The sequence below is a fragment of the Rhizobium sp. AB2/73 genome, from assembly GCF_020871915.1.
Lineage (GTDB): Bacteria > Pseudomonadota > Alphaproteobacteria > Rhizobiales > Rhizobiaceae > Rhizobium > Rhizobium dioscoreae.
Genome location: NZ_CP067071.1, coordinates 2,976,895 through 2,999,743 on the forward strand (window position 1 = coordinate 2,976,895; position 22,849 = coordinate 2,999,743).

The following is a 22,849-nucleotide window of genomic DNA, read 5'->3' on the forward strand; positions in this document are numbered from 1 at the left end:
GGGGAGAAGGTGGCGCGAAGCGTCGGATGAGGGGCGCGAGGAGCGACGGCTCCGAGCGTTTTGAGCGCGAGCGAAGGCCCATTCTTCCCGCTCGAAAAGACCCCCTCATCCGCCCTGCGGGCACCTTCTCCCCAAGGGGAGAAGGAGAAAGCATCCTCAAACTCACTCCGCAGCCTCCATCTTCCCAACGATGCGCCGGGACTGCCGGGCCTGTTCGTCATACTCGACCTGCCACTGCGACGGGCCGTTCGACGGCGAGACCTGCACGGCCGTCACCTTATATTCCGGGCAGTTCGTCGCCCAGTCGGAATAGTCCGTCGTGATGACGTTCGCCTGCGTGTCCGGATGATGGAACGTCGTATAAACCACACCGGGCGCGACACGGTCGGTAATCAACGCCCGGAGCGTCGTGTCGCCGGATCGGCTGCTGAGCCGGATCCAGTCTCCTTCGCGGATGCCACGCTGCTCGGCATCGTGCGGATGGATTTCCAGACGATCCTCCGCGTGCCAGACAACGTTCTCCGTGCGGCGCGTCTGCGCGCCGACATTGTACTGGCTGAGGATACGCCCGGTCGTCAGCAGCAGCGGGAAGCGCGGGCCGGTGCGCTCGTCGGTCGGGACATATTCCGTGCGGATGAACTTGCCCTTGCCGCGCACGAAGCCATCGACATGCATGATCGGCGAGCCGAGCGGCGACTTCTCGTTGCAGGGCCACTGCACCGAGCCCATCTTTTCCAGATAGTCGTAGGAGACGAGCGCGAAGCTCGGCGTCGTCGCGGCGATCTCGTCCATGATTTCGGACGGATGCGTGTAGTTCCAGCCGAGACCCATGGCCTGCGCCATCTTCTGTGTCACTTCCCAGTCGGCATAGCCGTTGCGCGGGGTCATGACCTTGCGCACGCGGTTGATGCGGCGCTCGGCATTGGTGAAGGTGCCATCCTTTTCCAGGAAGGTCGAGCCGGGCAGGAAGACATGCGCATAGTTGGCCGTCTCGTTCAGGAAGAGGTCGTGGACGACGACGCATTCCATCGCGGCAAGGCCGGCCGCGACGTGCTTGGTGTCCGGATCGGACTGGAGAATGTCCTCGCCCTGAATGTAGATGCCCTTGAACGTGCCTTCGACCGCGGCATCGAGCATGTTGGGAATGCGCAGGCCCGGTTCGTTGTTGAGCTTCACGCCCCACAGCTTTTCGAAGATATCGCGCGTCGCATCGTCGGAGATGTGGCGATAACCCGGCAGCTCGTGCGGGAAGGAGCCCATATCGCAGGAGCCCTGCACATTGTTCTGACCACGCAGCGGGTTCACGCCCACGCCCGGACGGCCGATATTGCCCGTCACCATGGCAAGGTTGGCGATCGCCATGACGGTGGTCGAGCCCTGGCTGTGCTCGGTCACGCCGAGACCGTAATAGATCGCGCCGTTGCCACCCTTGGCAAACAGACGAGCGGCGGCGCGTACGAGTTCGGGAGAAACGCCGGTATATTTTTCCGTTTCCTCCGGGCTGTGCTGCGGTTCGGAAACGAAGGCAGCCCAATCCTCGAATTCGGACCAGTCGCAGCGCTCACGGATGAATTTCTCGTCGAACAGGCCTTCCGTCACGATCACATGCGCCAGCGCCGTCATCATGGCGACGTTGGTGCCGGGCTTCAGCGGCAGGTGATAGCTCGCCTCGACATGCGGCGTGCGCACCAGATCGATGCGGCGCGGATCGATGACGATGAGCTTCGCGCCCTGGCGCAGCCGCTTCTTCAGACGCGAGCCGAAAACTGGATGACCATCCGTCGGGTTGGCGCCGATGACGATGACGACATCGGAATGCTCGACGCTGTCGAAATTCTGCGTGCCGGCGGAGGTGCCGAACGCCTGGCCGAGGCCGTAGCCTGTGGGAGAATGGCAGACGCGGGCGCAGGTATCGACATTGTTGTTGCCGAAGCCGGCGCGCACCAGCTTCTGCACCAGATAGGTTTCCTCATTGGTGCAGCGCGAGGAGGTAATGCCACCGATGGAATCGCGGCCATACTGATATTGCAGCCGCTTGAACTCGGTGGCGATATGGGCAAAGGCCTCGTCCCAGGTCACTTCACGCCAGGGATCGGTCACCTTCTCGCGTATCATCGGATTTAGGATGCGGTCCTTGTGGGTCGAATAACCATAGGCGAAGCGGCCCTTGACGCAGGAATGGCCGCGATTGGCCTGACCGTCCTTCCAAGGCACCATGCGCACCAGCTCTTCGCCGCGCATCTCCGCCTTGAAGGAGCAGCCGACGCCGCAATAGGCGCAGGTGGTGACGACCGAATGCTCCGGCTGGCCGATCGATATCACAGATTTTTCAGTCAGCGTGGCGGTCGGGCAGGCCTGCACGCAGGCGCCGCAGGAGACGCACTCGCTGGCGATGAAACTCTCGTGCATGCCGGGCGAGACGCGCGAGCCAAAGCCGCGGCCCTCGATGGTGAGTGCGAAGGTGCCCTGCACTTCCTCGCAGGCGCGCACGCAGCGCGAACAGACGATGCACTTCGAAGGATCATAGGTGAAATAGGGGTTCGACTCGTCCTTCGGCATCCATTTCAGATTGATGTCGCCGTTGTTGCGCGCCTTGACGTGGTTGTCGCCCTCATAACCGTAGCGCACATCGCGCAGGCCGACGGCGCCGGCCATGTCCTGTAGCTCGCAATCGCCATTGGCGGCGCAGGTCAGACAGTCGAGAGGGTGGTCGGAGATATAGAGTTCCATCACGCCGCGGCGGATATCCTTCAGCCGGCCGGTCTGCGTGTGAACGACGAGGCCGGGTGCGACCGGCGTCGTGCACGAGGCAGGGGTACCGTTGCGGCCCTCGATCTCGACGAGACAGAGGCGGCAGGAGCCGAAGGCATCCACCATGTCGGTGGCGCAGAGCTTCGGCACCTGAATGCCTGCTTCCATCGAGGCGCGCATGATCGACGTGCCCTCGGGCACCGTGATCTGGCGCCCATCAATGGTCAGCGTCACCATGGTTTCGGAGGTCGAGGCCGGCGTGCCGTAATCGATTTCTGGAACGAGGGACATGGGTCTTACTCCGCCGCTTCAATCAAGGGAGCCGGAGAAAAATCCTCCGGAAAATGGGTCATCGCGCTCATGACGGGATAGGGGGTGAAACCGCCGAGTGCGCAGAGCGAGCCGAACTTCATCGTGTTGCAGAGATCGGCAAGCAGCACCCGGTTCTTCTCCGGCTCGATTCCTCGCGCGATCTTGTCGGCCGTCTCGACGCCGCGCGTCGAGCCGATGCGGCAGGGCGTGCACTTGCCGCAGCTTTCGGCCGCGCAGAATTCCATGGCGAACCGCGCCTGCTTCAGCATGTCGGCGGTATCGTCGAAGACGACGATGCCGGCATGGCCGATCAGGCCATCCTTGGCCGCGAAGGCTTCATAGTCGAACGGCGTGTCGAACAGCGCGCGCGGGAAATAGGCGCCCAGCGGCCCACCCACCTGCACGGCCTTGACCGGCCGCCCCGTCGCTGTGCCGCCGCCGATCCGGTCGACGATGTCACCGAGCGAAAGACCGAAGGCCGTCTCGTAAAGGCCGCCATGCTTGACGTTGCCGGCGATCTGCAACGGGATCGTGCCGCGCGACCGGCCCATGCCGAAATCGCGATAGAAGGCAGCACCCTTGTCCAGGATGACGGGGACCGACGCGAGCGAAATCACATTGTTGATGACGGTGGGACAGTTGAACAGGCCCTTGTGCGCCGGCAGCGGCGGCTTGGCGCGCACGATGCCGCGCTTGCCCTCGAGGCTGTTCAAGAGCGCCGTTTCCTCGCCGCAGACATAGGCGCCGGCGCCGGTGCGGATTTCCATGTCGAATGCCTTGCCGGAACCGAGCACGGACGCACCGAGAATACCGGCTTTGCGCGCGATTTCGACCGCTTCGGTCATCGTGGCGATCGCATGCGGATATTCCGAACGCGTATAGACGAAGCCCTTGGTCGCGCCGGTCGCGAGGCCTGCAATCGCCATGCCTTCGATCAGAACGAAGGGATCGCCTTCCATGATCATCCGGTCGGCGAAGGTGCCGCTATCGCCTTCGTCGGCGTTGCAGACGATGTACTTGCGTGCTCCGGGCGCATCGAGCACCGTCTTCCACTTGATGCCGGTCGGGAAGCCAGCGCCACCACGGCCACGCAGGCCGGAATCGGTGACGTCCTTGACGATATCGCCAGCCGCCATGCCGATGGCGCGGCGCAGACCTTTCAGGCCGCCGTGCGCTTCGTAATCCTGCAGCGAAAGCGGGTCGGTGATGCCGCAGCGGGCAAAAGTCAGGCGGGTCTGTTCCTTAAGGAATGGGAGGCTTTCGACCTCCCCAAGACAGAGCGGATGCTCGCCGCCTTCGGCGAGCCCGGCATCGAAGAGAGCCGCGACATCCTTGGCTTTCACCGGCCCATAGCCGATGCGCTTGCCACCGATCTCGACCTCGACCAAGGGTTCGAGCCAGAACATGCCGCGCGAGCCGTTGCGTACGACGCGCGCATCGAGCCCGCGTTTGGCAATTTCCTGCGTAACGGCTTGCGCCACTTTCTCCGCCCCGAGCGAAAGGGCGGCGGCATCGCGGGGAATATAGATGGTGATCGTCATTGGCGCGCCTCCTTGACAAGGTCGTCGGCGCTTTCGTCGTCGAGCCGGCCATAGAGCTCGCCGTCGAGCATCGCAGCCGGAGCACAGGCGCAAAGCCCGAGACAGTAGACCGGTTCCAGCGTGACACTGCCATCGAGGGTCGTTTGATGGAAATCGATGCCGAGCAGCCGCTTGATCCGCTCGGCCAGCGCATCGCCGCCCATCGACTGACAGGCTTCGGCGCGACAGAGCTTCAGGACATGGCGACCTGCCGGATGATCGCGATAGTCGTGATAGAAGGTCATGACGCCGTGCACTTCGGCGCGGGAAAGGTTCAGTGCCTTGGCGATCAGCGGCAACGCATCCTGCGGCACATAACCGAATTCTTCCTGGATCCCATGCAGGATCGGCAAAAGCGGCCCCTCCATCGATTTCATGCTATCGATAATGGTGCCCGCCCGGGTTGCGACATCGCCCGCGGCCTGATTCAAGCTCATTAGCAGCCTCCCGCGCATGGCTTCCGAAAATCGAAGGCGAATCTTCGGGAGACCTATGCGGCATTTCCTCCGGCGCGCGATCGACACGCCACAAGGATAAGCTCGCAGGGAGACGGCTAGGGATCAATAAGGCAGTCCCGTTGTTCGATAGAAAATTTCTATCGACTTCCGTTCTCTTCCGCTAGTAATCTCGCCTCATGCAACAGGGCGGAGACGAGCGGCGTAAAGGGTTCGCGATGGGTGGCGACCAGGCCGACAAGATGCTCGGCGTCAGGCTCCGTGATGGGGATCTTGTGAATATCCGCCGGAAAACCGAAGGAATCGGCAATATTCTTCGGCATGATGCTCGCCCAGCGACCGGTCTGCACATGCGAAAACAGCACGATCATCGAATTGGATTCCAGCGTCGGCCTGGCCGTTGCGCCCGCCTCGGCAAGATGCCGATTGATAATGCGGCGATTCTGCATGTCGGCAGTCAATAGGCAAAGCCGAAGATCGCCGACTTCCTTCCAGGTGACGGTCTTGCGCTCGGAAAACGGGCTGCCCGCCGCGGTAATCAGGTGATAGCGCTCGGCATATAGGGGCACGCTGGTAACCCGGCCGAGCGGCTCGTTTTCCAGATAGGTAATGCCGGCATCGATCTCGAGATTTTCAAGCAGGCTCAGAACCTGCAGCGAGTTGCGCGATAAAATGGAGAAGGTGACGTCTGGATGTCTTTCCTGGAAAGGCGTGGTGATTTTCTGCACCATGGCAAGCGCTGTCGGAATGGCGGCGATCCGGATATGGCCGGCAAGACCCTTGCGCGCCGCACGCATCTCCTCGCGCATGGTGCGGCTGTCGCCGACGATGCGGCGCGCCCATTCCAGGACACGCTGCCCCTCGGGCGTCAATCCCTGAAAGCGCGAACCACGGCTGACAAGCATCACGCCAAGCTGGTCCTCCAGCTGGCGGATGGCCGCAGACAGGGTGGGCTGCGTCACGCCACATTCTTCCGCGGCGCGGCCAAAATGCTTCTGATTCGCCAACGCTATGAAGAATTCCAGCTTGTCGATCATCCCACTCTCCCGCGACGAAAGAGTTAGACCGGCAGCATGGCGAGCGCAACATGCAAAGCGGCCTCAGGGATCAGCGATCGGTCTGACAGAAGGCTTTCTGCAGCGAATCAACGACGGCACAGATTTCCGACCGCGCGACGGCATAATGGATGAGTCGCCCTTCGCGGCGCGTATCGACCAGCTTGTCCAGGCGAAGGCGTGCCAAATGCTGCGACACGACGGCCTGCGGCAGGTCGAGAAGAGCCTCGAGCTCCATCACCGTTTTCTCGTTCTTGGCCAGCATGAAGAGAATTGCCAGACGCGTCTCATGCGATAGTGCTTTCAGCAGGGCGCTCGATTTTCGCGCCCTGTCAGTCATTTCCTCAACATCACGTTCCGCTGCACCGCCCTGCGGTAGAGACGACGACATAACACAGCCTCTAATAAGAATCCCCCAGGGAATGTTTATAATATTATCAAATCAGAAGCTGATTCAAAAAAGACGCGGAAAACCAAAAAAGGTCCGTTTTATCAGCAGATAAGCTGCCCGCCATTGATCTCGAGCACCTGCCCGGTGATGTAGCCGGAAAGCAGGGGGGATGCGAGGAAGAGATAAGCGGGCGCGCAATCTTCGGGCGTTCCCAGCCGCTGAAGCGGGATCGATTTGCGCGTCTGCTCAAGCTTCTCTCTCGATGAATAGCGCTCATGAAAATCGGTTGCTATCGTGCCGGGCGAGACGCAGTTGACCCGGATGCCGTCAGGCGCCAGTTCGCGCGCCAATGCTTTCGAGTAGGTTGCGACAAAGGCTTTCGAGGCGGAATAGATCGCCGATCCAGGGCTGCCGCCGGTCAGCGCCGAAATCGAAACCGTGTTGACGATCGCCGCCTGTCCGGCGGCCCGCAGCAGCGGCAACAACCCTCTCGTCACCTCCATCACGGAAGTCTGATTGAGATGAACGATCTGCTCGTATTGTTCGTCCGTCAGCTCGCCGGCTGGAAATCGCCCGACCATGGTGCCGGCATTGTTGATCAGCACGTCGATACGGTCGAAGCGCTCCTCCGCGGCGCTGACGAAATCGCGTGTGCCATTGCCGGCTGCGAAATCGCCGGCAATGAGAAAGGCGCGGCGATCGGCCTCCGCTTCCATCAGGAAATCAGGCAAATCGCGCCCGGCATCGCGGCCGATATGGACAAGGACATGAGCGCCGCAATCGAGAAACTGGCGCGCGACCTCGAGCCCGATGCCACGGCCGGCGCCGGTGACCACGACGTTGCGATTTTCGAATAGCTTCGGATGAAACACGATGACCTCCTAAACCGCACTATTCGCGCGCCGGTAATTGCGGAATTTTCACTTTATCATATGATGACGAAAAAACGAAAGAAAGGGAGCGAAAACCATGTTCCTGTCCGGGCGTCAGACAGAAATCCTCGAAATCGCCAAGGCGGAGGGCCGCGTGCTGGTGGAAGAGCTGGCGATGCGCTTCTCGGTCACGCCGCAGACCATTCGCAAGGACCTGAATGACCTGTGCGACGGCCGGGTGCTATCGCGCGTGCATGGCGGCGCGATCTTTCCCGGCGGAACCGAGAACGTGAAATATGAGGCGAGACGCTCCATCGCCGCGCCCGAAAAACAGGCGATCGGCCGCGCCGCAGCGAGCCTGATCCCGAACAATAGCTCGCTTTTCATCAATATCGGCACGACGACGGAAGCCGTCGGCGAGGCGCTTCTTGGCCATCACGAACTGATGGTCATTACCAATAATATCAACGTTGCCAATAAGTTGCGTATTTTCCCCTCCATCGAAGTCGTCATTTCCGGCGGCGTCGTGCGCGGCTCGGATGGCGGCATCGTCGGCGAGGCGGCCGTCGATTTCATCAAGCAGTTCAAGGTGGATTACGCCGTCATCGGTGCCTCGGCGATCGATCCCGACGGCGCGCTTCTGGATTTCGATTTTCGCGAAGTGAAAGTCGCGCAGGCCATCATCGCCAATGCCCGACACGTCATTCTCGTCGCCGACAGCACCAAGTTCGAACGGACCGCCCCGGTTCGCATCGGCCATCTCTCGCAGGTTCATACCTTCGTCACAGACGAATGCAGCATCGAATCCGTGCGCTCCATTGCTGCGGAACACGACGTGCATCTTGTTGAAACCTCTCGCAGATCAGCCTGATCGGCGCGCTTTCCGTCAAGAAACGTTCGTTTGACATTCGTATCTGTTTCGCTTTAGATGGATTAGTTTCGATTTTCCATCTTCAGGGGATGGCTGACCTTTGCGGAGGGGCGGGTGAGCGAGCAGGTCTACGATATTTTCGTTATCGGCGGCGGCATCAATGGCTGCGGCATTGCCCGCGATGCCGTCGGGCGCGGCTATAAGGTCGCGCTCGCCGAGATGAACGACTTCGCCTCCGGCACGTCGTCGGGCGCCACAAAGCTCATCCATGGCGGGTTGCGCTATCTCGAACATTACGAATTCCGTCTCGTGCGCGAATCGCTGATGGAGCGCGAAGTGCTCTGGGCGATGGCACCGCATATCATCTGGCCGATGCGCTTCGTCCTGCCTTACCACAAGGGCGGCATTCGCCCGGCCTGGCTGATCCGCCTCGGCCTTTTCCTCTACGATCACCTCGGCGGACGAAAGCTGCTGCCACCGACCGCGACGTTGGACATGAAGAAGGATCCGGCGGGCAAGCCGCTGAAGGCGCTCTTCACCAAGGCTTTCGAATATTCCGACGGCTGGGTGGATGATGCCCGCATGGTGGTATTGAATGCCCGCGATGCGGCCGATCGCGGCGCAACGATCATGCCACGGACGAAAGTGGTCTCCGCCCGCCGCGAAGGCGCGGTCTGGGCGATCGAAACGGAGAATACGATCAGCGGCGAGAAGCGCCAGTTTCGTTCCCGCATGCTGGTCAATGCGGCGGGTCCCTGGGTCGATCAGGTGCTTGCCGGTGCCTTCGGCAAGAACCAGGTGCACAATGTCCGTCTCGTCCAGGGCAGCCATATCGTCGTGCGCAAGAAGTTCGATGATCCCCGCGCCTATTTCTTCCAGAACCCGGACAACCGCATCATCTTCGCCATCCCCTACGAGCAGGACTTCACGCTGATCGGCACCACGGATCGCGACTTTAAGGACGATCCGAAGGATGTGAAGATCACCGAGGGCGAAACCACCTATCTCTGCAACGCCGCCAGCGAATATTTCAAGGAGCCGGTAAAGCCAGAGGATATCGTCTGGACCTATTCCGCCGTCCGCCCGCTCTACGACGATGGCGCATCGAAGGCGCAGGAAGCCACGCGCGATTACGTGCTCAAGGTCGAAGGCGAAGAAGGCCAGGCACCGCTGCTCAATGTCTTTGGCGGCAAGCTCACCACCTATCGCCGTCTCGGCGAACATGCGCTGGAGAAGATCGGCGAAGCCATCGGCCTGAAGGGTACGCCCTGGACTGCCGGAAGTTCGCTGCCGGGCGGCGATTTTCCGGTTCGCGGCTATGAGGCCGAAGTCTCCAAGCTCAAGTCACGCCATCCCTTCCTCCCCGATCCGCATGCCCGCCGCCTCGTCCGCCGCTATGGCACGCGCGCCGCCCTGATCCTTGGCAACGCAAGGACGATCGCCGACCTCGGCCGCTGTTTCGGAAGCGATCTCTACGAGGCGGAAGTGCGTTACCTGATGGAACAGGAATGGGCCTATAACGCCGCAGATATCCTCTGGCGGCGCTCCAAGAAGGGTCTTTATCTTTCGAAGGAAGAAACCGCAGCTCTCGACAGCTATATGGCAGAGAACCACGTCCACGCCTGAGTGGCCAATTCACTCTCCGGGATCGAGCAACCGCGGGCCTGCGCCTTCTTCGGAAAGCACATCCCACGGATTGCGCAAGGGGCAGCTATCGAGCGAAAGGCAGCCGCAACCGATGCAGCTGTCCAGCTGATCGCGAAGTCCCTGCAGGCGCTTGATGCGAGCGTCGAGATCGTCCTTCCAACGCTCCGAAAGCGCCTTCCAGTCGGACGCGGTCGGCGTGCGCCCCTGCGGCAGCGATTGAAGAGCCGCCTGAACCTCACCAAGCGGAATACCGACGCGTTGGGCCACCTTGATGATGGAGACTCGCCGCAGCACTTCGCGGGGGTAGCGGCGCTGGTTGCCGCGGCTGCGATGGCTCTCGATCAAGCCTTTCGCCTCATAGAAATGCAGCGCCGATACGGCCACGCCGCTGCGCGCCGCCACCTCGCCGACCGTCAGCAGCTTCGGAAATTGAGCCGGATCGATTTTTCCCATTTTCGCTATTGACCTCAACTTTACTTGAGGTTTTATAACCCTGGCTCCGAACCGCGTAAAGCAGGAGCAAGACATGACAGAAAGAACTCGGCTGGCGATCATCTACGGCAGCACGCGTCCGGGCCGGCTGTGCGACCGGGTGGTCAACTGGGTTGCCCGCGAACTGGCGCACTATCCGCTCATCGACATCGACCTGATCGATCCCCTCGAATTCGATCTGCCTTTCGCGCACAACCGAGAACATCCCGGCGTCGCGGCCCTATCGGAGCGGCTTTCGGATGCCGATGCCTTCATCGCGGTCACGCCGGAATACAATCACAGCTTCACGGCCTCCCTGAAATTCGTCCTCGATCTCGTCTATGAGCCCTGGCACGGCAAACCTGTCGCCTTCGTTTCCTATGGCGGAGTTTCCGGCGGTCTGCGCGCGGTCGAACAGTTGCGGCTCGTCTTTGCCGAGCTGCACACGGTCACCGTGCGCGATACGGTGAGCTTCGCCAATCCGTGGGGCAGATTTGCCGAGGACGGCACGCTGGAAGACCCGCTCGATGCGAGAAAATCGCTCGTTCTTATGATTGCGCGGCTGACCTGGTGGAGCAACGCCCTGAAACCGGCGCGCGCCACGCGCCCCTATCGCTCCGCCGCCGCCTGATCCTTATCCTGAACACAGGAATCCGATCTCTCGTTTCTGGCAGGTGCGGGAGATCGGTCCGACGCCCGGACCCGGCACCACGGGTCCGGGCGTCCTGCCTTCAAGGATCACGCTTGCCGAAACCGCCGCAATGACCTAACCCAATAGCAGGAGATCTCGGGCGGATACGCGAATGGAGAACGCCAAGCGGCTGGGAGGAGCGGATTTCGTGCGCGCTGTCGCATGTCTGATGGTGCTTGTTCACCATCTCGTGCTCCGAATGAATTTCTACAAGATCCCACCGAATCTCGACATGACCTTCATAATCGCGCGCTTCGGCAATCACGGTGTCTCGGTCTTCTTTGTCCTCAGCGGCTTCCTTCTTGCACGCCCCTTCTGGCTGGCACTGGATAGAGCTCAACCCCTGCCTTCGCTGAAGATCTATGCCATGCGCCGCGCCGCACGCATCCTGCCGGGTTTCTGGTTTGCCCTGACGGTCGGCTTCCTGATTAGTTTTACCATCTATGGCTTTCCGCTCGATGCAGAACTGGTCGGCCGCTACATCTCAGGTTTCTTCCTGATGAGCCAATGGCACTGGCGCACCTTTTTCCCGGTGCAGGGCGATGGGCCGCTATGGTCGATCCCCTTCGAGACGACGTGCTATGTTCTCATGCCGATTGGCTTCCTGCTGTTGTTTCATCCGAAACTGAGAACGCGTTCCATTCTTGTCAGCCGTGTGCTCTGGATCGGCATTATCGCAATATCTCTGATCGGCCATTGGCTCGTAGTCACCTATCTTCAAACCGACAATGTCGGGCAAGGATGGCAATATGGCTTCCAGGGTGGCGCCAAGGAATGGATGCCGCGCTACAACCCGATCGGCTTCTTCGCCATATTTGCGATCGGCGTGCTCGCCGCCGGCATCCAGACACTCCTCCCAGCCCGACGCTCGGCGATCTATGACATCATCGGCGCGGTCGCGATCGTCATGGGCGCATGGCAGCTGCCGCAGTCCATCGGCGGCGCAGCGGAAGGCTACGCCTGGCTCGGCATTCCCTATCGATTCCCGCTGCTTCCCCTGGCGGTCGCGATTGCGCTTTGCGCGCTTCCCCAATCGCTGCTGCTGGCAAAGCTGCTCGACAATCCCGTGAGCCGTTATGTCGCCACCGTCTCCTTCGGCGTCTACATCTGGCAGGACATCGTGTTGACCTTAATGCCGCAGCTCTTTCCTTCATCCTTCGGCGCAGGCTCGGACGATGTGCTGTGCGGCTGGATAGTCTCAAGCCTGATCGCAACCGCCGTCATCTTCGCCATCGGCACGCTGAGCTATGTCCTGCTCGAACGCCCCGTCATTCAGTGGGCGCGCTCCCGGGAGAACACGCTGATACGGCCTGTCGCTGCTTGATGGGCCTATGAGACATGTCGTTCCGCGCTCCCTTCCCCCCTCGGGGAGAAGGAATTGCGGTGATCACGCACCTCACATGCCAGGCCTTGCTATCTAATTTAGCAGCCACCTTCAGATGCGCGTCGCCTTCAGCCGCTCCTCATCGAGAACGATGCCGAGGCCTGGTGCGACGCCGAGATCCAGCCAGCCGGCCTCGTGCTTGAGCGGCGAAGCCATCGGATAATCGCGGCGGGCTTCGCTCCATTCCGGATTATCATAGGGATATTCGAGCCAGGCTGCATCGGCAACGCCCGCGGTCAGATGCGCATTGGCGAGAACCCCGATGCCATTCGTCCAGGAATGCGGCGTGAACTGCACGCCCGCCTCGCGCGCCTGATAAGCCAAACGTCGGCAACCGGTGATACCGCCGACAAGCGCAACATCGGGCTGGATGACATCGAAGGCACGCTCTTCGATGATATCGCGAAACTCGTAGAGCTCGCGCGTCATTTCGCCGCCGACGATCCTGACCGAGGTCGCCTGCTTCAATTCCTTCATGCCCTTGCGGTCGGAGCGATGAAGCGGCTCTTCCATCCAGTAGACGCCAAGCCGCTCCAGCTCCCTGGCGACGGTCAGGGCATCCTTGAAGGTCCATGGCAGCGTCGTATCCCAGGGCATGCGCCAACCCTGATTGCAGTCGACCATCAGCTCCAGCCGATCGCCGACGCGGGCGCGGATCGCCTCCAGCGCCTTGACATCCTCGCGCCAACCGCCGCGGCCGCCCGAGGATGAGGAGAAGCGCACCTTCATGGCCGGAAAGCCTTCGTCGATATAGCGCTCGGCTTGATCGGCCATGGCAGACGGCTCGCGCAACACGCCGGAGGAGGCATAGAGTCGCACGCGGCTGGCGCGGCCGCCGAGCATCCGCCAAACCGGCTCGCCGGTGATCTTGCCGGAGAGGTCCCATAGCGCCAGATCCATCGGCCAGCAGCGGCCATAGTGGAAGTTGATGTGCGACAGGACTTCATAATGCCGTTCGACATGCCGGGGATCCTGCCCGATGAACAGATCCTCGTGCCCCTCGAAACCCTTCATCAGATCGCCGGAGCCGATGCCTTCGCGACCCTCATCATCCCTGACGCGCACGATGGTCGCATCGAAATGCCGGCGTGGACGCCCATCCCAGCTCGCCTTGAACGCCGGATCGAGCGGCAGGCGGTGGTGCGTGATCTCGATGGAAACGATCTTGCTCATGGTCGTGCCTCCCTACAAACCTCAGCCGAACTGCTGCCAGATCGTCTTGTAATCGCAATATTTGTCGATCGCGTGCACCGAGCGGTCACGGCCGAAACCGGACTGCTTGAAGCCGCCGAACGGCGTCGCGAAGTTCGACATATCATAGGTGTTGATCCACACCGTACCCGCATGGATCTCTTCGGAAAAGCGGTGGGCGCGGTCCATGTCCCGGGTGAAGACCGCCCCGGCCAGCCCATAGATCGTATCGTTGGCGATCTTCAGTGCCTCCTCCTCTGTATCGAAGGGAATGGCGGCGAGCACGGGGCCGAAGATTTCCTGCCGTGCCAGACTCATATCGTTGGTCATGTCGACGAAGACGCCCGGCGAAACATAATAGCCGCCTGTCTCGCTCATGACACGCTCGGCACCGAAGGCACGGCGCGCTCCTTCCTTCTCGCCGACCGCGATCATTGCCAGCACCTTGTTCATATGCTCTTCCTCGATCAGGGCGCCAATCTGTGCCGAAGGGTCGAGCGGATGCTTGAGCGCGATATCGGAGCGGGTGACAGCCTCGATCTTCGCGATCAACTTGTCCTGCACCGAGCGCTGCACGATCAGACGGGTCGAGGCATGGCAGGTCTCGCCGGAATTATAGAAGCAGCCCCACGCAGCGGCGACGGCAGCCGCATCGAGATCGGCATCTTCGAAGACGACCAGTGGCGACTTGCCGCCAAGCTCCAGCGCCACGCGTTTGACGTTCGATTGAGCTGCATAACCCATAATCAGCTTGCCGACTTCGGTGGAGCCGGTAAAGGCGATCATGTCGACGTCCATGTGCAGCGCCAGTGGCTTGCCGGTCTCTTCGCCATAACCCGTGACGACGTTGAAGACGCCTGCCGGCAGACCGGCTTCAATGGCGAGTTCGGCAAGCCGGATCGCCGAAAGCGAGGACTGTTCGGCCGGCTTCAGCACGACGGAATTGCCAGCCGCGATCGCCGGCCCAAGCTTCCAGGCATCGATGATCATCGGATAGTTCCAGGGCGTGATCGCCCCGATGACGCCGAGCGGCACCTTGCGCACCAAAGCCCGTGCATTCGGGCCGGTCGGCGCGATCTCGTCATACATCTTGTCGATCATTTCGCCGTAGAACTGGATGCCGTCGGCGCAAAGGCGCACATCGACACCAAGCGACGCCATGATCGGTTTGCCGACATCGATCGTCTCAAGCATGGCCAGCTCGTCGCCATGGGTGCGGATCAGATCCGCCCACTTCAGCATGATCTTCTTCTTTTCCAACGGCTCCTTCTTGCGCCAGACACCGCTTTCGAATGCCGCGCGGGCGGAGGCAACGGCGGCATCGACGTCGGCGGCATTGCCCCGCGCCAGCTCGGCACCGGGCTTGCCATCCATCGGCCGGATGCGGATGAATGTCTCGCCCGAAGCGGCGGCGCGATGGGCGCCGTCGATGAAGTGACGACCTTCTGGCTTGAGGCCGGAGAGAACGCTTTCCCAATAGTCGCGCGTGTAATTCTTGGTCATTTCAAATTCCTTTCGGCAGCGCCATGACGGCGGCGGCAAAGCGGTCGATATCGGCATCCGTCACGTCTCGGATCGTCGAGCGCCGCATGGGCTGGTTTTCGGTCGCGCGCATCTCGCGGGCGAGATCGGAGGCATCGAAGGGTTTGAAGGCAGCCGGCAGCGCGCGCACGATGCCGCAGCGGTCCATCCAGTCCGAGACGAAAGCGGGAAGTTCGGCGGCTTTATCGAGGCCGCAGGCCTTGGCCGCGGCGTTCAGATCCGCGGTATTGGCTTCGACGAGCCATGGCAGCGTCACCTCGAAACCGAGCGCCGTCGCAAGCCCGTGATGGACAGGGCCGAGGCCCGCCAGCGCATGGCTGATATTGTGCGCGATCGCCGTGCCGCAATTGTCGATCGCGATGCCGCCGAAGCAGGAGCCGAGCAGCACGTCGCCCCGCGCAGCCATATCATCGGGTTGCTTGACGGCCGTCTCCAGCGCATCGGCCAGCAGCCGCAGCGCCTGATGCGCGTAGAACTGCGCGCCACGATGCGTGTTGCGGTTCGTGGCTGCTTCGAAGGCATGGATGAAGGCATCGAGGCCGCACCATGCCGTCAGGCTGGCGGGCAGGGTCTTCGTCAGCGCGGGATCGAGAATGACCAGGTTCGCCTTCGTCTCCGGCCCCCAGATCCAGAGTTTCTTGCCCTCAGGCCCGGCAAAGATATTCGTCGCCGAGGTTTCCGAACCTGTCCCCGCAGTGGTCGGGATCATGATCTTCTTCAGCGGATTTTTCGGCAACGGATTGGCGGCCAGCGCGTAGTGCATGGGATCCTCGCCGGAGGCGATGCAGCAGGCAACGATCTTGCCGATATCGAGCGCCGAGCCGCCGCCGATGCCGATCACCATGTCGGCGCCCTGCCCTGCCGCGATCGCCGCATGCAGATGCGCAAGCTTCGGTTCACCAGCAAAATCGGAGAAGACCTGCGTCTTCACCCCCGCTTCGGCAAGCTCGGCGCTGACCTTGGCAGCAAGGCCCGACTGCGCCAGGAAGGCATCGATCACCAGGAGAACGATGCTCACGCCATCGAAGGATTTGACCGTAGCGGGAAGGCCGGAGAGCGCACCCTCGCCGAAATGAATGTCTGGGATGGCGGAAATGGAAAAGGACACGCGGGATCACCTTGGAGAAGCGGCTGATTTGATATCATAATCCTGCATCACAAGTTCAGATCTTCAAATCCGGGCAATTATCGGGAATATTGATGATCTGAAGTTATGGAGAGTCGATGCTAGAAAAAATCCCGCTGGAGGCCTTCCGCGTGTTCGATGCCGCCGCGCGCGCCATGAACTTTTCCCGCGCCGGCCGGGAGCTGAACATCACCCAGGCCGCCGTCAGCCGCCGCATCAAGGGGCTGGAAGATCATCTCGGCGCGACGCTCTTTACCCGGCGCGGCCGAAATCTGGCGCTGACACCGGACGGCGAGCGGCTATTCCAGCGCGTCCGCGCCACGCTGGAATATCTGGAAGAAAGCCTGGAGCCCTTTCGCACAGGAACAGGCGAAATCATCTCGATCGCGGCCAGCGGCTCGATCTCCCATCTCTGGCTCGGGCAGCGGCTGCGGGATTTCGGCAAGGAGAGCCCCGGCATCTCAGTCCGCCTGCTGACGACGGATGTGCACTCCGAACTCGCCTCGGAGAACAACGATCTCATCATCATCTATTCCACCGGCGAACACCCGCGCTGGAGCCTGACGCCGCTCTTGAAGGAAGTACTGGTGCCGGTCGCCTCGCCGGATTACCTGGCGGCCCGCGGTCTCGACCCGCAGGCACTGACGGCGGTCGACATTGCCGGGCTCGATCTCATCGACTACGAACGCGCCAATGCCCATTGGATCAGCTTCCGCCAATGGTTCGGCCGCGTCGGCGACCCCTTGAAGGGCAAGCTGCCGCGACCGCGCCTGTCCTTCTCGACCTACATCATGGCGGTGGAAGCAGCACTCAGGGGCGAAGGTATCGCGCTCGGCAGCCTCAGCCTCATCGAGGAATATCTACAAGCAGGCACCCTCGTCACCGTCGGCAACGACCGTGTCGAGAGCGGCTTTGGTTATTATCTGGGTGCACCGCGCTTTCGCTCGCTCTCTCCCGAGGCGGCTCAGTTGCACCGGTTTTTACTGCAAGGTCAACAGGTCTGATGCGATTTAGGGATCGCCTCGACGCACTCGCTTCGAGAAATGACAGATGCGGTCGCTCACCGTCCGTCCTACTGGTTCGAGGCTGCAGCCCCATTCGACAAGCTCGTCGGGCTTTCGCACCGCACCACGAGGACTGATCCTGCGTGCGCCTCCGTGGAGCTCTTGCGTACCGCGCCAGAGGGCTAACCAACCTCATGGTAAGGTGCAGCGCTCTTACGCGGAGCGAAAGCGGTGATGCCTCGAACCACGAGATGGCCCTACCTTCCAACAAAAAAGCGGCCCATAGGACCGCTTTCATCTCACTCATCGATGTTCGGATCTCATCAATCCTGTGGGATCGAGCCGCGCAGATGCGAGAGTTCCATGATGAAGTGCTCCAGGCGCGACTTGTGCTCATGATGCTCGGCATCTTCAAGCTCGGCCTTGGCGGCATTGATGCGGCGGTCCAGCTCGTCGCGGCTCATATCTTCGACCGGAACGGCGGATTCGGCAAGCAGCGTGCAGCCGGTCGGCAGGATGTCGGCGAAACCGCCGAAAACGACGTAGTCCTGCTTCTTGCCCGAAGCCGAATGCACCTTGACGACACCAGGCTTAATCGTGGTCATGGTGGGCGCATGGTTCGCCATGACAGTCATCTCGCCTTCAGTCGCGGGGATGACGACATCGATGACCTGTTCCGACAGCAGCAAGCGCTCCGGAGAAACCAGTTCGAAATTGAAATTGTCAGCCATGGCCCGTCACTTCTCGATTGTCTTATTCGCAAGGCAAGGGCGCGCGGACAATGCCGCGCGCCGATGGATTGGCCTGATTAGGCGGCCAGCTTCTTGGCCTTTTCGATCGCTTCGTCGATCGAGCCGACCATGTAGAAGGCAGCTTCCGGCAGGTGGTCGTATTCGCCGTTGACGAGGCCCTTGAAGCCCTTGATCGTGTCTTCGAGAGCGACGAGCTTGCCCGGCGAACCGGTGAAGACTTCGGCGACGAAGAACGGCTGCGACAGGAAGCGCTCGATCTTGCGGGCGCGGGCAACAGCCAGCTTGTCGTCTTCGGACAGCTCGTCCATGCCCAGGATGGCGATGATGTCCTGCAGGGCCTTGTAGCGCTGCAGCGTCGACTGAACCTTACGGGCAACTTCATAGTGCTCTTCGCCGACGACCATCGGGTCGAGCATGCGCGAGGTGGAGTCGAGCGGGTCGACGGCCGGATAGATGCCCTTTTCAGCGATCGAGCGCGACAGAACGGTCGTTGCGTCCAGGTGGGCGAACGAGGTTGCCGGTGCCGGGTCGGTCAAGTCGTCGGCCGGAACGTAAATGGCCTGAACCGAGGTGATCGAGCCCGTCGTCGTCGTGGTAATGCGTTCCTGCATCTGGCCCATGTCGGTCGCGAGCGTCGGCTGATAGCCCACGGCCGAAGGAATACGGCCGAGCAGAGCCGACACTTCCGAACCAGCCTGCGTGAAGCGGAAGATGTTGTCGACGAAGAACAGAACGTCCTGACCTTCATCGCGGAAGTTTTCAGCAACGGTCAGACCGGTCAGAGCGACGCGAGCGCGGGCGCCCGGCGGTTCGTTCATCTGACCGTAAACGAGAGCGGCCTTGGAGCCTTCGCCGCCGCCATGCTTGTTGACGCCCGATTCGATCATTTCGTGGTAAAGGTCATTGCCTTCGCGGGTACGCTCACCCACGCCTGCGAACACCGAGTAACCACCGTGCGCCTTGGCGACGTTGTTGATCAGTTCCATGATGAGAACGGTCTTGCCGACGCCGGCGCCGCCGAACAGGCCGATCTTGCCACCCTTTGCGTAAGGAGCAAGCAGGTCGACGACCTTGATGCCGGTGACGAGGATCTGTGCTTCCGTGGACTGCTCGACGTAGGACGGAGCTTCCTGGTGGATGGCGCGCTTCTTGGAGGTGTTCAGCGGGCCTGCTTCGTCGACCGGCTCGCCGATGACGTTCATGATACGGCCCAGCGTCTCGTGTCCGACCGGAACCGAAATCGGTGCACCCGTGTCCTTGACCGGCTGACCGCGAACCAGACCTTCGGTCGAGTCCATGGCGATGGTGCGGACGGAATTTTCGCCGAGGTGCTGTGCGACTTCGAGAACCAGACGATTGCCGTTATTGTCGGTTTCAAGCGCGTTCAGGATCGCCGGGAGCTCGCCGTCGAAAGCAACGTCCACAACGGCGCCGATAACCTGCGTAACCTTACCGACAGAACCTGCGGGGGTAGCTGCGTCAGCCATATTCTTACCCTCTTTTCCCTAACCTCAGAGCGCTTCCGCGCCCGAAATGATTTCAATCAATTCCTTGGTGATCTGTGCCTGGCGCTGACGGTTGTAGTTCAGCGTCAGCTTGTTGATCATCTCACCAGCGTTGCGCGTCGCATTGTCCATCGCGCTCATCTTGGCGCCCATCTCGCCGGCGACGTTTTCGAGCAACGCGCGGAAGATCTGGACGGAGATGTTGCGCGGGATCAGGTCCGCGAGGATCGAAGCCGCATCCGGCTCGTATTCGTAGACGGCGCCCTTGTGGGCCGCATCTTCTTCGACGACGGCGGGAGCCGAAGCCGGAATGAGCTGCTGTGCCGTCGGGATCTGGCTGATCACCGACTTGAATTCGGAATAGAACAGCGTGCAGACATCGAATTCGCCGGCTTCGAACATCTCGATGATGCGCTTGCCGATGGCGTCGGCATTGTCGAAACCGATGCGCTTGACGTCGCGCAATTCCTTGCGCTCGACGATCAGCGACGCGTATTCGCGGCGAAGAATGTCATAGCCCTTCTTGCCGACGGTGAAGATCTTCACCGTCTTGCCTTCCGCCAGAAGCTTGCGGGCATGATCGCGGGCAAAACGCGAAATCTGCGAATTGAAACCGCCGCAAAGGCCGCGTTCGGCCGTGCAGACGACGAGCAGATGCACATCGCTCTTGCCGGTTCCGGTCATCAGCAGCGGCGCGCCGTCAGCATCGCTGACGGCAGCCGAAATGTTGGCCAGAACAGAGGCCATGCGCTGCGAATAAGGCCGGGCGGCCTCGGCCGCCTCCTGCGCACGCCGAAGCTTCGCCGCGGCGACCATTTTCATCGCCTTGGTGATCTTCTGCGTCGCCTTGACGGAGGCGATCCGGTTTTTCAGATCCTTGAGTGAAGGCATCCTTGGTCCGTCCTAGAGCTTGGCCCGATTACGCGAAAGACTTGGCGAAGCTGTCGAGAGCAGCGGTGAGCTTGCCCTTCGTCGCGTCGCTGATGGCCTTTTCGGTACGGATGGTGTCGAGGATGTCCTTGCCTTCCGAGCGGAGGTACGACAGCAGGCCCTGTTCGAACTTGCCGACCTGAGCAACAGGCAGCTTGTCGAGGTAGCCGTTGACGCCGGCGAAGATCACCGCAACCTGCTCTTCCGTCTTCAGCGGCGAGAACTGCGGCTGCTTCAGGAGTTCGGTCAGGCGAGCACCGCGGTTCAGCAGGCGCTGCGTTGCGGCATCGAGGTCGGAACCGAACTGGGCGAAGGCGGCCATTTCGCGATACTGGGCGAGCTCACCCTTGATCGAGCCTGCAACCTGCTTCATCGCCTTGATCTGAGCCGACGAGCCGACGCGCGAAACCGAGAGACCGACGTTAACGGCCGGACGGATACCCTGGTAGAACAGGTCGGTTTCGAGGAAGATCTGGCCGTCGGTGATCGAGATCACGTTGGTCGGAATGAAGGCCGAAACGTCGTTGCCCTGCGTTTCGATGACCGGCAGAGCGGTAAGCGAACCAGCGCCCTTCTCGTCGTTCATCTTTGCAGCGCGCTCGAGGAGGCGCGAGTGCAGGTAGAAAACGTCGCCCGGATAAGCTTCGCGGCCCGGCGGGCGGCGCAGCAGCAGCGACATCTGACGGTAAGCAACGGCCTGCTTGGAAAGGTCGTCATAGCCGATCAGGGCATGCTGGGCGTTGTCACGGAAGTATTCACCCATGGCGCAGCCGGCAAACGGAGCCAGGAACTGCATCGGAGCCGGATCGGAAGCGGTCGCCGCAACGATGATTGAGTACTTCAGGGCGCCGCGCTCTTCGAGCACCTTGACGAACTGGGCGACGGTGGAGCGCTTCTGGCCGACAGCGACGTAGACGCAGAAGAGCTTTTCGCTGTCCGGACCGTTATCCTGAATGGACTTCTGGTTCAGGATCGTATCGAGGATGATCGCGGTCTTGCCGGTCTGGCGGTCGCCGATGACAAGCTCGCGCTGGCCGCGGCCAACGGGGATCAGGGCGTCGATGGCCTTGAGGCCGGTCGACATCGGCTCATGAACCGACTTGCGCGGAATGATGCCCGGAGCCTTGACGTCGACGCGCGAACGGCGGGTCGCGTTGATCGGGCCCTTGCCGTCGATCGGGTTACCGAGCGCGTCGACAACGCGGCCGAGAAGTTCCGGACCGACCGGAACGTCAACGATCGCGCCGGTGCGCTTGACGGTGTCGCCTTCCTTGATGTCACGGTCGGAGCCGAAGATAACGACACCGACATTGTCGGCTTCGAGGTTCAGCGCCATGCCGCGGATACCGCCGGGGAACTCCACCATTTCGCCGGCCTGAACATTGTCCAGACCGTAGACGCGGGCGATACCGTCACCGACGGAGAGAACCTGGCCGACTTCGGAGACTTCAGCTTCCTTGCCGAAGTTTTTGATCTGATCTTTCAGAATTGCGGAAATTTCCGCGGCGCGGATATCCATCAGCCGACCTCTTTCAATGCAAGCTTAAGGGTGGAGAGTTTGGTGCGAAGGGACGTATCGATCTGACGCGAACCGACCTTGACGATCAGGCCGCCAAGGATCGACGGATCGACGGTGACGGCAATCGTCACGTCCTTGCCGGTGACGCCCTTCAGCGCCGCCTTCAATTCATCTTCCTGCGCGGGGGTCAGCGCATGGGCCGAGGTGACCTCGGCGGAAATCTCGCCGCGATGCTGGGCGGCGATGATGCGGAAAGCCTTGATCATGCCCGGCAGCGCAAACAGGCGCCGGTTGCTGGCCACAAGCTTCAGAAAATTGGTGACATAGGCGCCAAAGCCGGCCTTCTTTGCCAGCGCTTCGATCGCACCGACCTGCTCTTCAGCCGAAAAAACCGGGCTGAGGACGAAGCGCTTCAGATCATCGCTTTCGTCGAGCATGGCTTGGAACCGATCGAGATCGGCGGCCACCGCCGGCACGGCACCCTCTTCAAGAGCCAATTCGAACAGCGACGAGGCATATCGTTCTGCAACGCCAGAAACATGCTGGGATGTGTCTGCCACGGGCACAAAATTCCCTGATTTCAACCCAAGAACCAAACTTCCGGGTGGCGGAAGCGATATGTTCTTGAATTCGTTTTGATTTCCCCCAGAAATCAGCAGGAGTGCGCTCCTGCCTCATCCGAAATTCGGGGTTCGTCTAACATAGGATATTGAGACTCGCAACACGCGTATTCGACGAATACGCCATTCGGGCGAATTTAAGATGCCAAAATTGAAAAAGCATGGGGATAGCGCAGGCAA

General features: G+C 61.2%; 20 protein-coding genes. 5 read left to right on the top strand and 15 right to left on the bottom strand.

Annotation, left to right across the window (positions count from 1 at the left end):
- Positions 1 to 162: 162 nt before the first annotated feature.
- The 6 genes from fdhF to I8E17_RS14705 all read right to left on the bottom strand — a co-directional run bounded on the left by fdhF (position 163) and on the right by I8E17_RS14705 (position 7,416).
- On the bottom strand, positions 163 to 3,042 hold the full coding sequence (gene fdhF / locus I8E17_RS14680; RefSeq protein WP_069613423.1) for a formate dehydrogenase subunit alpha: 2,880 nt from the start codon (positions 3,040 to 3,042) through the stop codon (positions 163 to 165).
- A 5-nt stretch (positions 3,043 to 3,047) separates the two neighbouring features.
- Positions 3,048 to 4,604, bottom strand: coding sequence for an NADH-quinone oxidoreductase subunit NuoF (locus I8E17_RS14685; protein ID WP_069613422.1), 1,557 nt, complete (start codon positions 4,602 to 4,604; stop codon positions 3,048 to 3,050).
- On the bottom strand, positions 4,601 to 5,080 hold the full coding sequence (locus tag I8E17_RS14690) for a formate dehydrogenase subunit gamma (protein ID WP_069613421.1): 480 nt from the start codon (positions 5,078 to 5,080) through the stop codon (positions 4,601 to 4,603). The genes I8E17_RS14685 and I8E17_RS14690 overlap by 4 nt, the downstream gene beginning before the upstream one ends.
- 158 nt (positions 5,081 to 5,238) lie before the next feature.
- A complete protein-coding gene (locus I8E17_RS14695; protein ID WP_069613420.1) occupies positions 5,239 to 6,135 on the bottom strand; it encodes a LysR family transcriptional regulator in 897 nt (298 codons plus the stop codon).
- Between the two features lie 70 nt (positions 6,136 to 6,205).
- A complete protein-coding gene (locus I8E17_RS14700) occupies positions 6,206 to 6,544 on the bottom strand; it encodes a metalloregulator ArsR/SmtB family transcription factor (RefSeq protein WP_069613419.1) in 339 nt (112 codons plus the stop codon).
- 101 nt (positions 6,545 to 6,645) lie between these two features.
- Positions 6,646 to 7,416, bottom strand: coding sequence for an SDR family oxidoreductase (locus I8E17_RS14705; protein ID WP_069613418.1), 771 nt, complete (start codon positions 7,414 to 7,416; stop codon positions 6,646 to 6,648).
- A 97-nt stretch (positions 7,417 to 7,513) separates the two neighbouring features.
- Between I8E17_RS14705 and I8E17_RS14710 the strand changes: the two genes are divergently transcribed.
- Together I8E17_RS14710 and glpD are read left to right on the top strand one after the other, a co-directional pair.
- Positions 7,514 to 8,287 (top strand): DeoR/GlpR family DNA-binding transcription regulator, encoded by a 774-nt coding sequence (locus I8E17_RS14710; RefSeq protein WP_069613417.1) that lies wholly within the window; start codon positions 7,514 to 7,516, stop codon positions 8,285 to 8,287.
- A gap of 114 nt (positions 8,288 to 8,401) precedes the next feature.
- Positions 8,402 to 9,913, top strand: a complete 1,512-nt coding sequence (gene glpD / locus I8E17_RS14715; protein ID WP_069613416.1) for a glycerol-3-phosphate dehydrogenase — start codon at positions 8,402 to 8,404, stop codon at positions 9,911 to 9,913.
- Positions 9,914 to 9,922: 9 nt separating this feature from the next.
- Here the strand turns inward: glpD and soxR are convergent, their stop codons facing one another.
- Positions 9,923 to 10,387, bottom strand: coding sequence for a redox-sensitive transcriptional activator SoxR (gene soxR / locus I8E17_RS14720; protein WP_069613415.1), 465 nt, complete (start codon positions 10,385 to 10,387; stop codon positions 9,923 to 9,925).
- A 73-nt stretch (positions 10,388 to 10,460) separates the two neighbouring features.
- On the opposite strand from soxR, the gene I8E17_RS14725 reads away from it, so the two are divergent.
- Together I8E17_RS14725 and I8E17_RS14730 are read left to right on the top strand one after the other, a co-directional pair.
- Positions 10,461 to 11,036 carry an NAD(P)H-dependent oxidoreductase gene (locus I8E17_RS14725; RefSeq protein ID WP_069613414.1) on the top strand — a complete coding sequence of 192 codons (576 nt, stop codon included), beginning with the start codon at positions 10,461 to 10,463 and terminating at the stop codon, positions 11,034 to 11,036.
- Positions 11,037 to 11,208: 172 nt separating this feature from the next.
- Positions 11,209 to 12,420, top strand: a complete 1,212-nt coding sequence (locus I8E17_RS14730) for an acyltransferase (RefSeq protein ID WP_069613413.1) — start codon at positions 11,209 to 11,211, stop codon at positions 12,418 to 12,420.
- 111 nt (positions 12,421 to 12,531) lie between these two features.
- Here the strand turns inward: I8E17_RS14730 and I8E17_RS14735 are convergent, their stop codons facing one another.
- From I8E17_RS14735 to I8E17_RS14745, 3 genes are read right to left on the bottom strand one after another with little or no spacing between them, the layout of a single operon-like run.
- On the bottom strand, positions 12,532 to 13,653 hold the full coding sequence (locus I8E17_RS14735; RefSeq protein WP_069613412.1) for a mandelate racemase/muconate lactonizing enzyme family protein: 1,122 nt from the start codon (positions 13,651 to 13,653) through the stop codon (positions 12,532 to 12,534).
- A 21-nt stretch (positions 13,654 to 13,674) separates the two neighbouring features.
- On the bottom strand, positions 13,675 to 15,174 hold the full coding sequence (locus I8E17_RS14740) for an aldehyde dehydrogenase family protein (RefSeq protein ID WP_069613411.1): 1,500 nt from the start codon (positions 15,172 to 15,174) through the stop codon (positions 13,675 to 13,677).
- A gap of 1 nt (position 15,175) precedes the next feature.
- Positions 15,176 to 16,321, bottom strand: coding sequence for an iron-containing alcohol dehydrogenase (locus I8E17_RS14745; RefSeq protein WP_069613410.1), 1,146 nt, complete (start codon positions 16,319 to 16,321; stop codon positions 15,176 to 15,178).
- 116 nt (positions 16,322 to 16,437) lie between these two features.
- On the opposite strand from I8E17_RS14745, the gene I8E17_RS14750 reads away from it, so the two are divergent.
- On the top strand, positions 16,438 to 17,343 hold the full coding sequence (locus I8E17_RS14750; RefSeq protein ID WP_069613409.1) for a LysR substrate-binding domain-containing protein: 906 nt from the start codon (positions 16,438 to 16,440) through the stop codon (positions 17,341 to 17,343).
- Positions 17,344 to 17,666: 323 nt separating this feature from the next.
- Here I8E17_RS14750 and I8E17_RS14755 read toward each other — a convergent pair whose 3' ends face one another.
- The 5 genes from I8E17_RS14755 to I8E17_RS14775 all read right to left on the bottom strand — a co-directional run bounded on the left by I8E17_RS14755 (position 17,667) and on the right by I8E17_RS14775 (position 22,615).
- Positions 17,667 to 18,074 (bottom strand): F0F1 ATP synthase subunit epsilon, encoded by a 408-nt coding sequence (locus I8E17_RS14755; protein ID WP_069613408.1) that lies wholly within the window; start codon positions 18,072 to 18,074, stop codon positions 17,667 to 17,669.
- Between the two features lie 77 nt (positions 18,075 to 18,151).
- The gene (atpD, locus tag I8E17_RS14760; protein WP_069613407.1) at positions 18,152 to 19,582 is read right to left on the bottom strand and encodes a F0F1 ATP synthase subunit beta; all 1,431 of its coding nucleotides are present in this window, start codon (positions 19,580 to 19,582) and stop codon (positions 18,152 to 18,154) included.
- A gap of 24 nt (positions 19,583 to 19,606) precedes the next feature.
- A complete protein-coding gene (locus I8E17_RS14765; protein WP_069613406.1) occupies positions 19,607 to 20,491 on the bottom strand; it encodes a F0F1 ATP synthase subunit gamma in 885 nt (294 codons plus the stop codon).
- A 28-nt stretch (positions 20,492 to 20,519) separates the two neighbouring features.
- A complete protein-coding gene (gene atpA, locus I8E17_RS14770) occupies positions 20,520 to 22,049 on the bottom strand; it encodes a F0F1 ATP synthase subunit alpha (protein ID WP_069613405.1) in 1,530 nt (509 codons plus the stop codon).
- Positions 22,049 to 22,615: a F0F1 ATP synthase subunit delta gene (locus I8E17_RS14775; protein WP_069613404.1), complete on the bottom strand. Its 567-nt coding sequence runs from the start codon at positions 22,613 to 22,615 to the stop codon at positions 22,049 to 22,051. Before I8E17_RS14775 ends, atpA begins: the two co-directional genes overlap by 1 nt.
- Positions 22,616 to 22,849 lie beyond the last annotated feature (234 nt).

Bases quoted from the DNA above. Each gene is read 5' to 3' on its own strand.
- atpD (WP_069613407.1), bottom strand. From the start codon at position 19,582: ATGGCTGACGCAGCTACCCCCGCAGGTTCTGTCGGTAAGGTTACGCAG.
- I8E17_RS14685 (WP_069613422.1), bottom strand. From the start codon at position 4,604: ATGACGATCACCATCTATATTCCCCGCGATGCCGCCGCCCTTTCGCTC.
- I8E17_RS14730 (WP_069613413.1), top strand. From the start codon at position 11,209: ATGGAGAACGCCAAGCGGCTGGGAGGAGCGGATTTCGTGCGCGCTGTC.
- I8E17_RS14755 (WP_069613408.1), bottom strand. From the start codon at position 18,074: ATGGCTGACAATTTCAATTTCGAACTGGTTTCTCCGGAGCGCTTGCTG.
- I8E17_RS14700 (WP_069613419.1), bottom strand. From the start codon at position 6,544: ATGTCGTCGTCTCTACCGCAGGGCGGTGCAGCGGAACGTGATGTTGAG.
- I8E17_RS14765 (WP_069613406.1), bottom strand. From the start codon at position 20,491: ATGCCTTCACTCAAGGATCTGAAAAACCGGATCGCCTCCGTCAAGGCG.
- fdhF (WP_069613423.1), bottom strand. From the start codon at position 3,042: ATGTCCCTCGTTCCAGAAATCGATTACGGCACGCCGGCCTCGACCTCC.
- I8E17_RS14735 (WP_069613412.1), bottom strand. From the start codon at position 13,653: ATGAGCAAGATCGTTTCCATCGAGATCACGCACCACCGCCTGCCGCTC.
- I8E17_RS14695 (WP_069613420.1), bottom strand. From the start codon at position 6,135: ATGATCGACAAGCTGGAATTCTTCATAGCGTTGGCGAATCAGAAGCAT.
- I8E17_RS14740 (WP_069613411.1), bottom strand. From the start codon at position 15,174: ATGACCAAGAATTACACGCGCGACTATTGGGAAAGCGTTCTCTCCGGC.
- I8E17_RS14710 (WP_069613417.1), top strand. From the start codon at position 7,514: ATGTTCCTGTCCGGGCGTCAGACAGAAATCCTCGAAATCGCCAAGGCG.
- soxR (WP_069613415.1), bottom strand. From the start codon at position 10,387: ATGGGAAAAATCGATCCGGCTCAATTTCCGAAGCTGCTGACGGTCGGC.
- I8E17_RS14750 (WP_069613409.1), top strand. From the start codon at position 16,438: ATGCTAGAAAAAATCCCGCTGGAGGCCTTCCGCGTGTTCGATGCCGCC.
- atpA (WP_069613405.1), bottom strand. From the start codon at position 22,049: ATGGATATCCGCGCCGCGGAAATTTCCGCAATTCTGAAAGATCAGATC.
- I8E17_RS14725 (WP_069613414.1), top strand. From the start codon at position 10,461: ATGACAGAAAGAACTCGGCTGGCGATCATCTACGGCAGCACGCGTCCG.
- I8E17_RS14690 (WP_069613421.1), bottom strand. From the start codon at position 5,080: ATGAGCTTGAATCAGGCCGCGGGCGATGTCGCAACCCGGGCGGGCACC.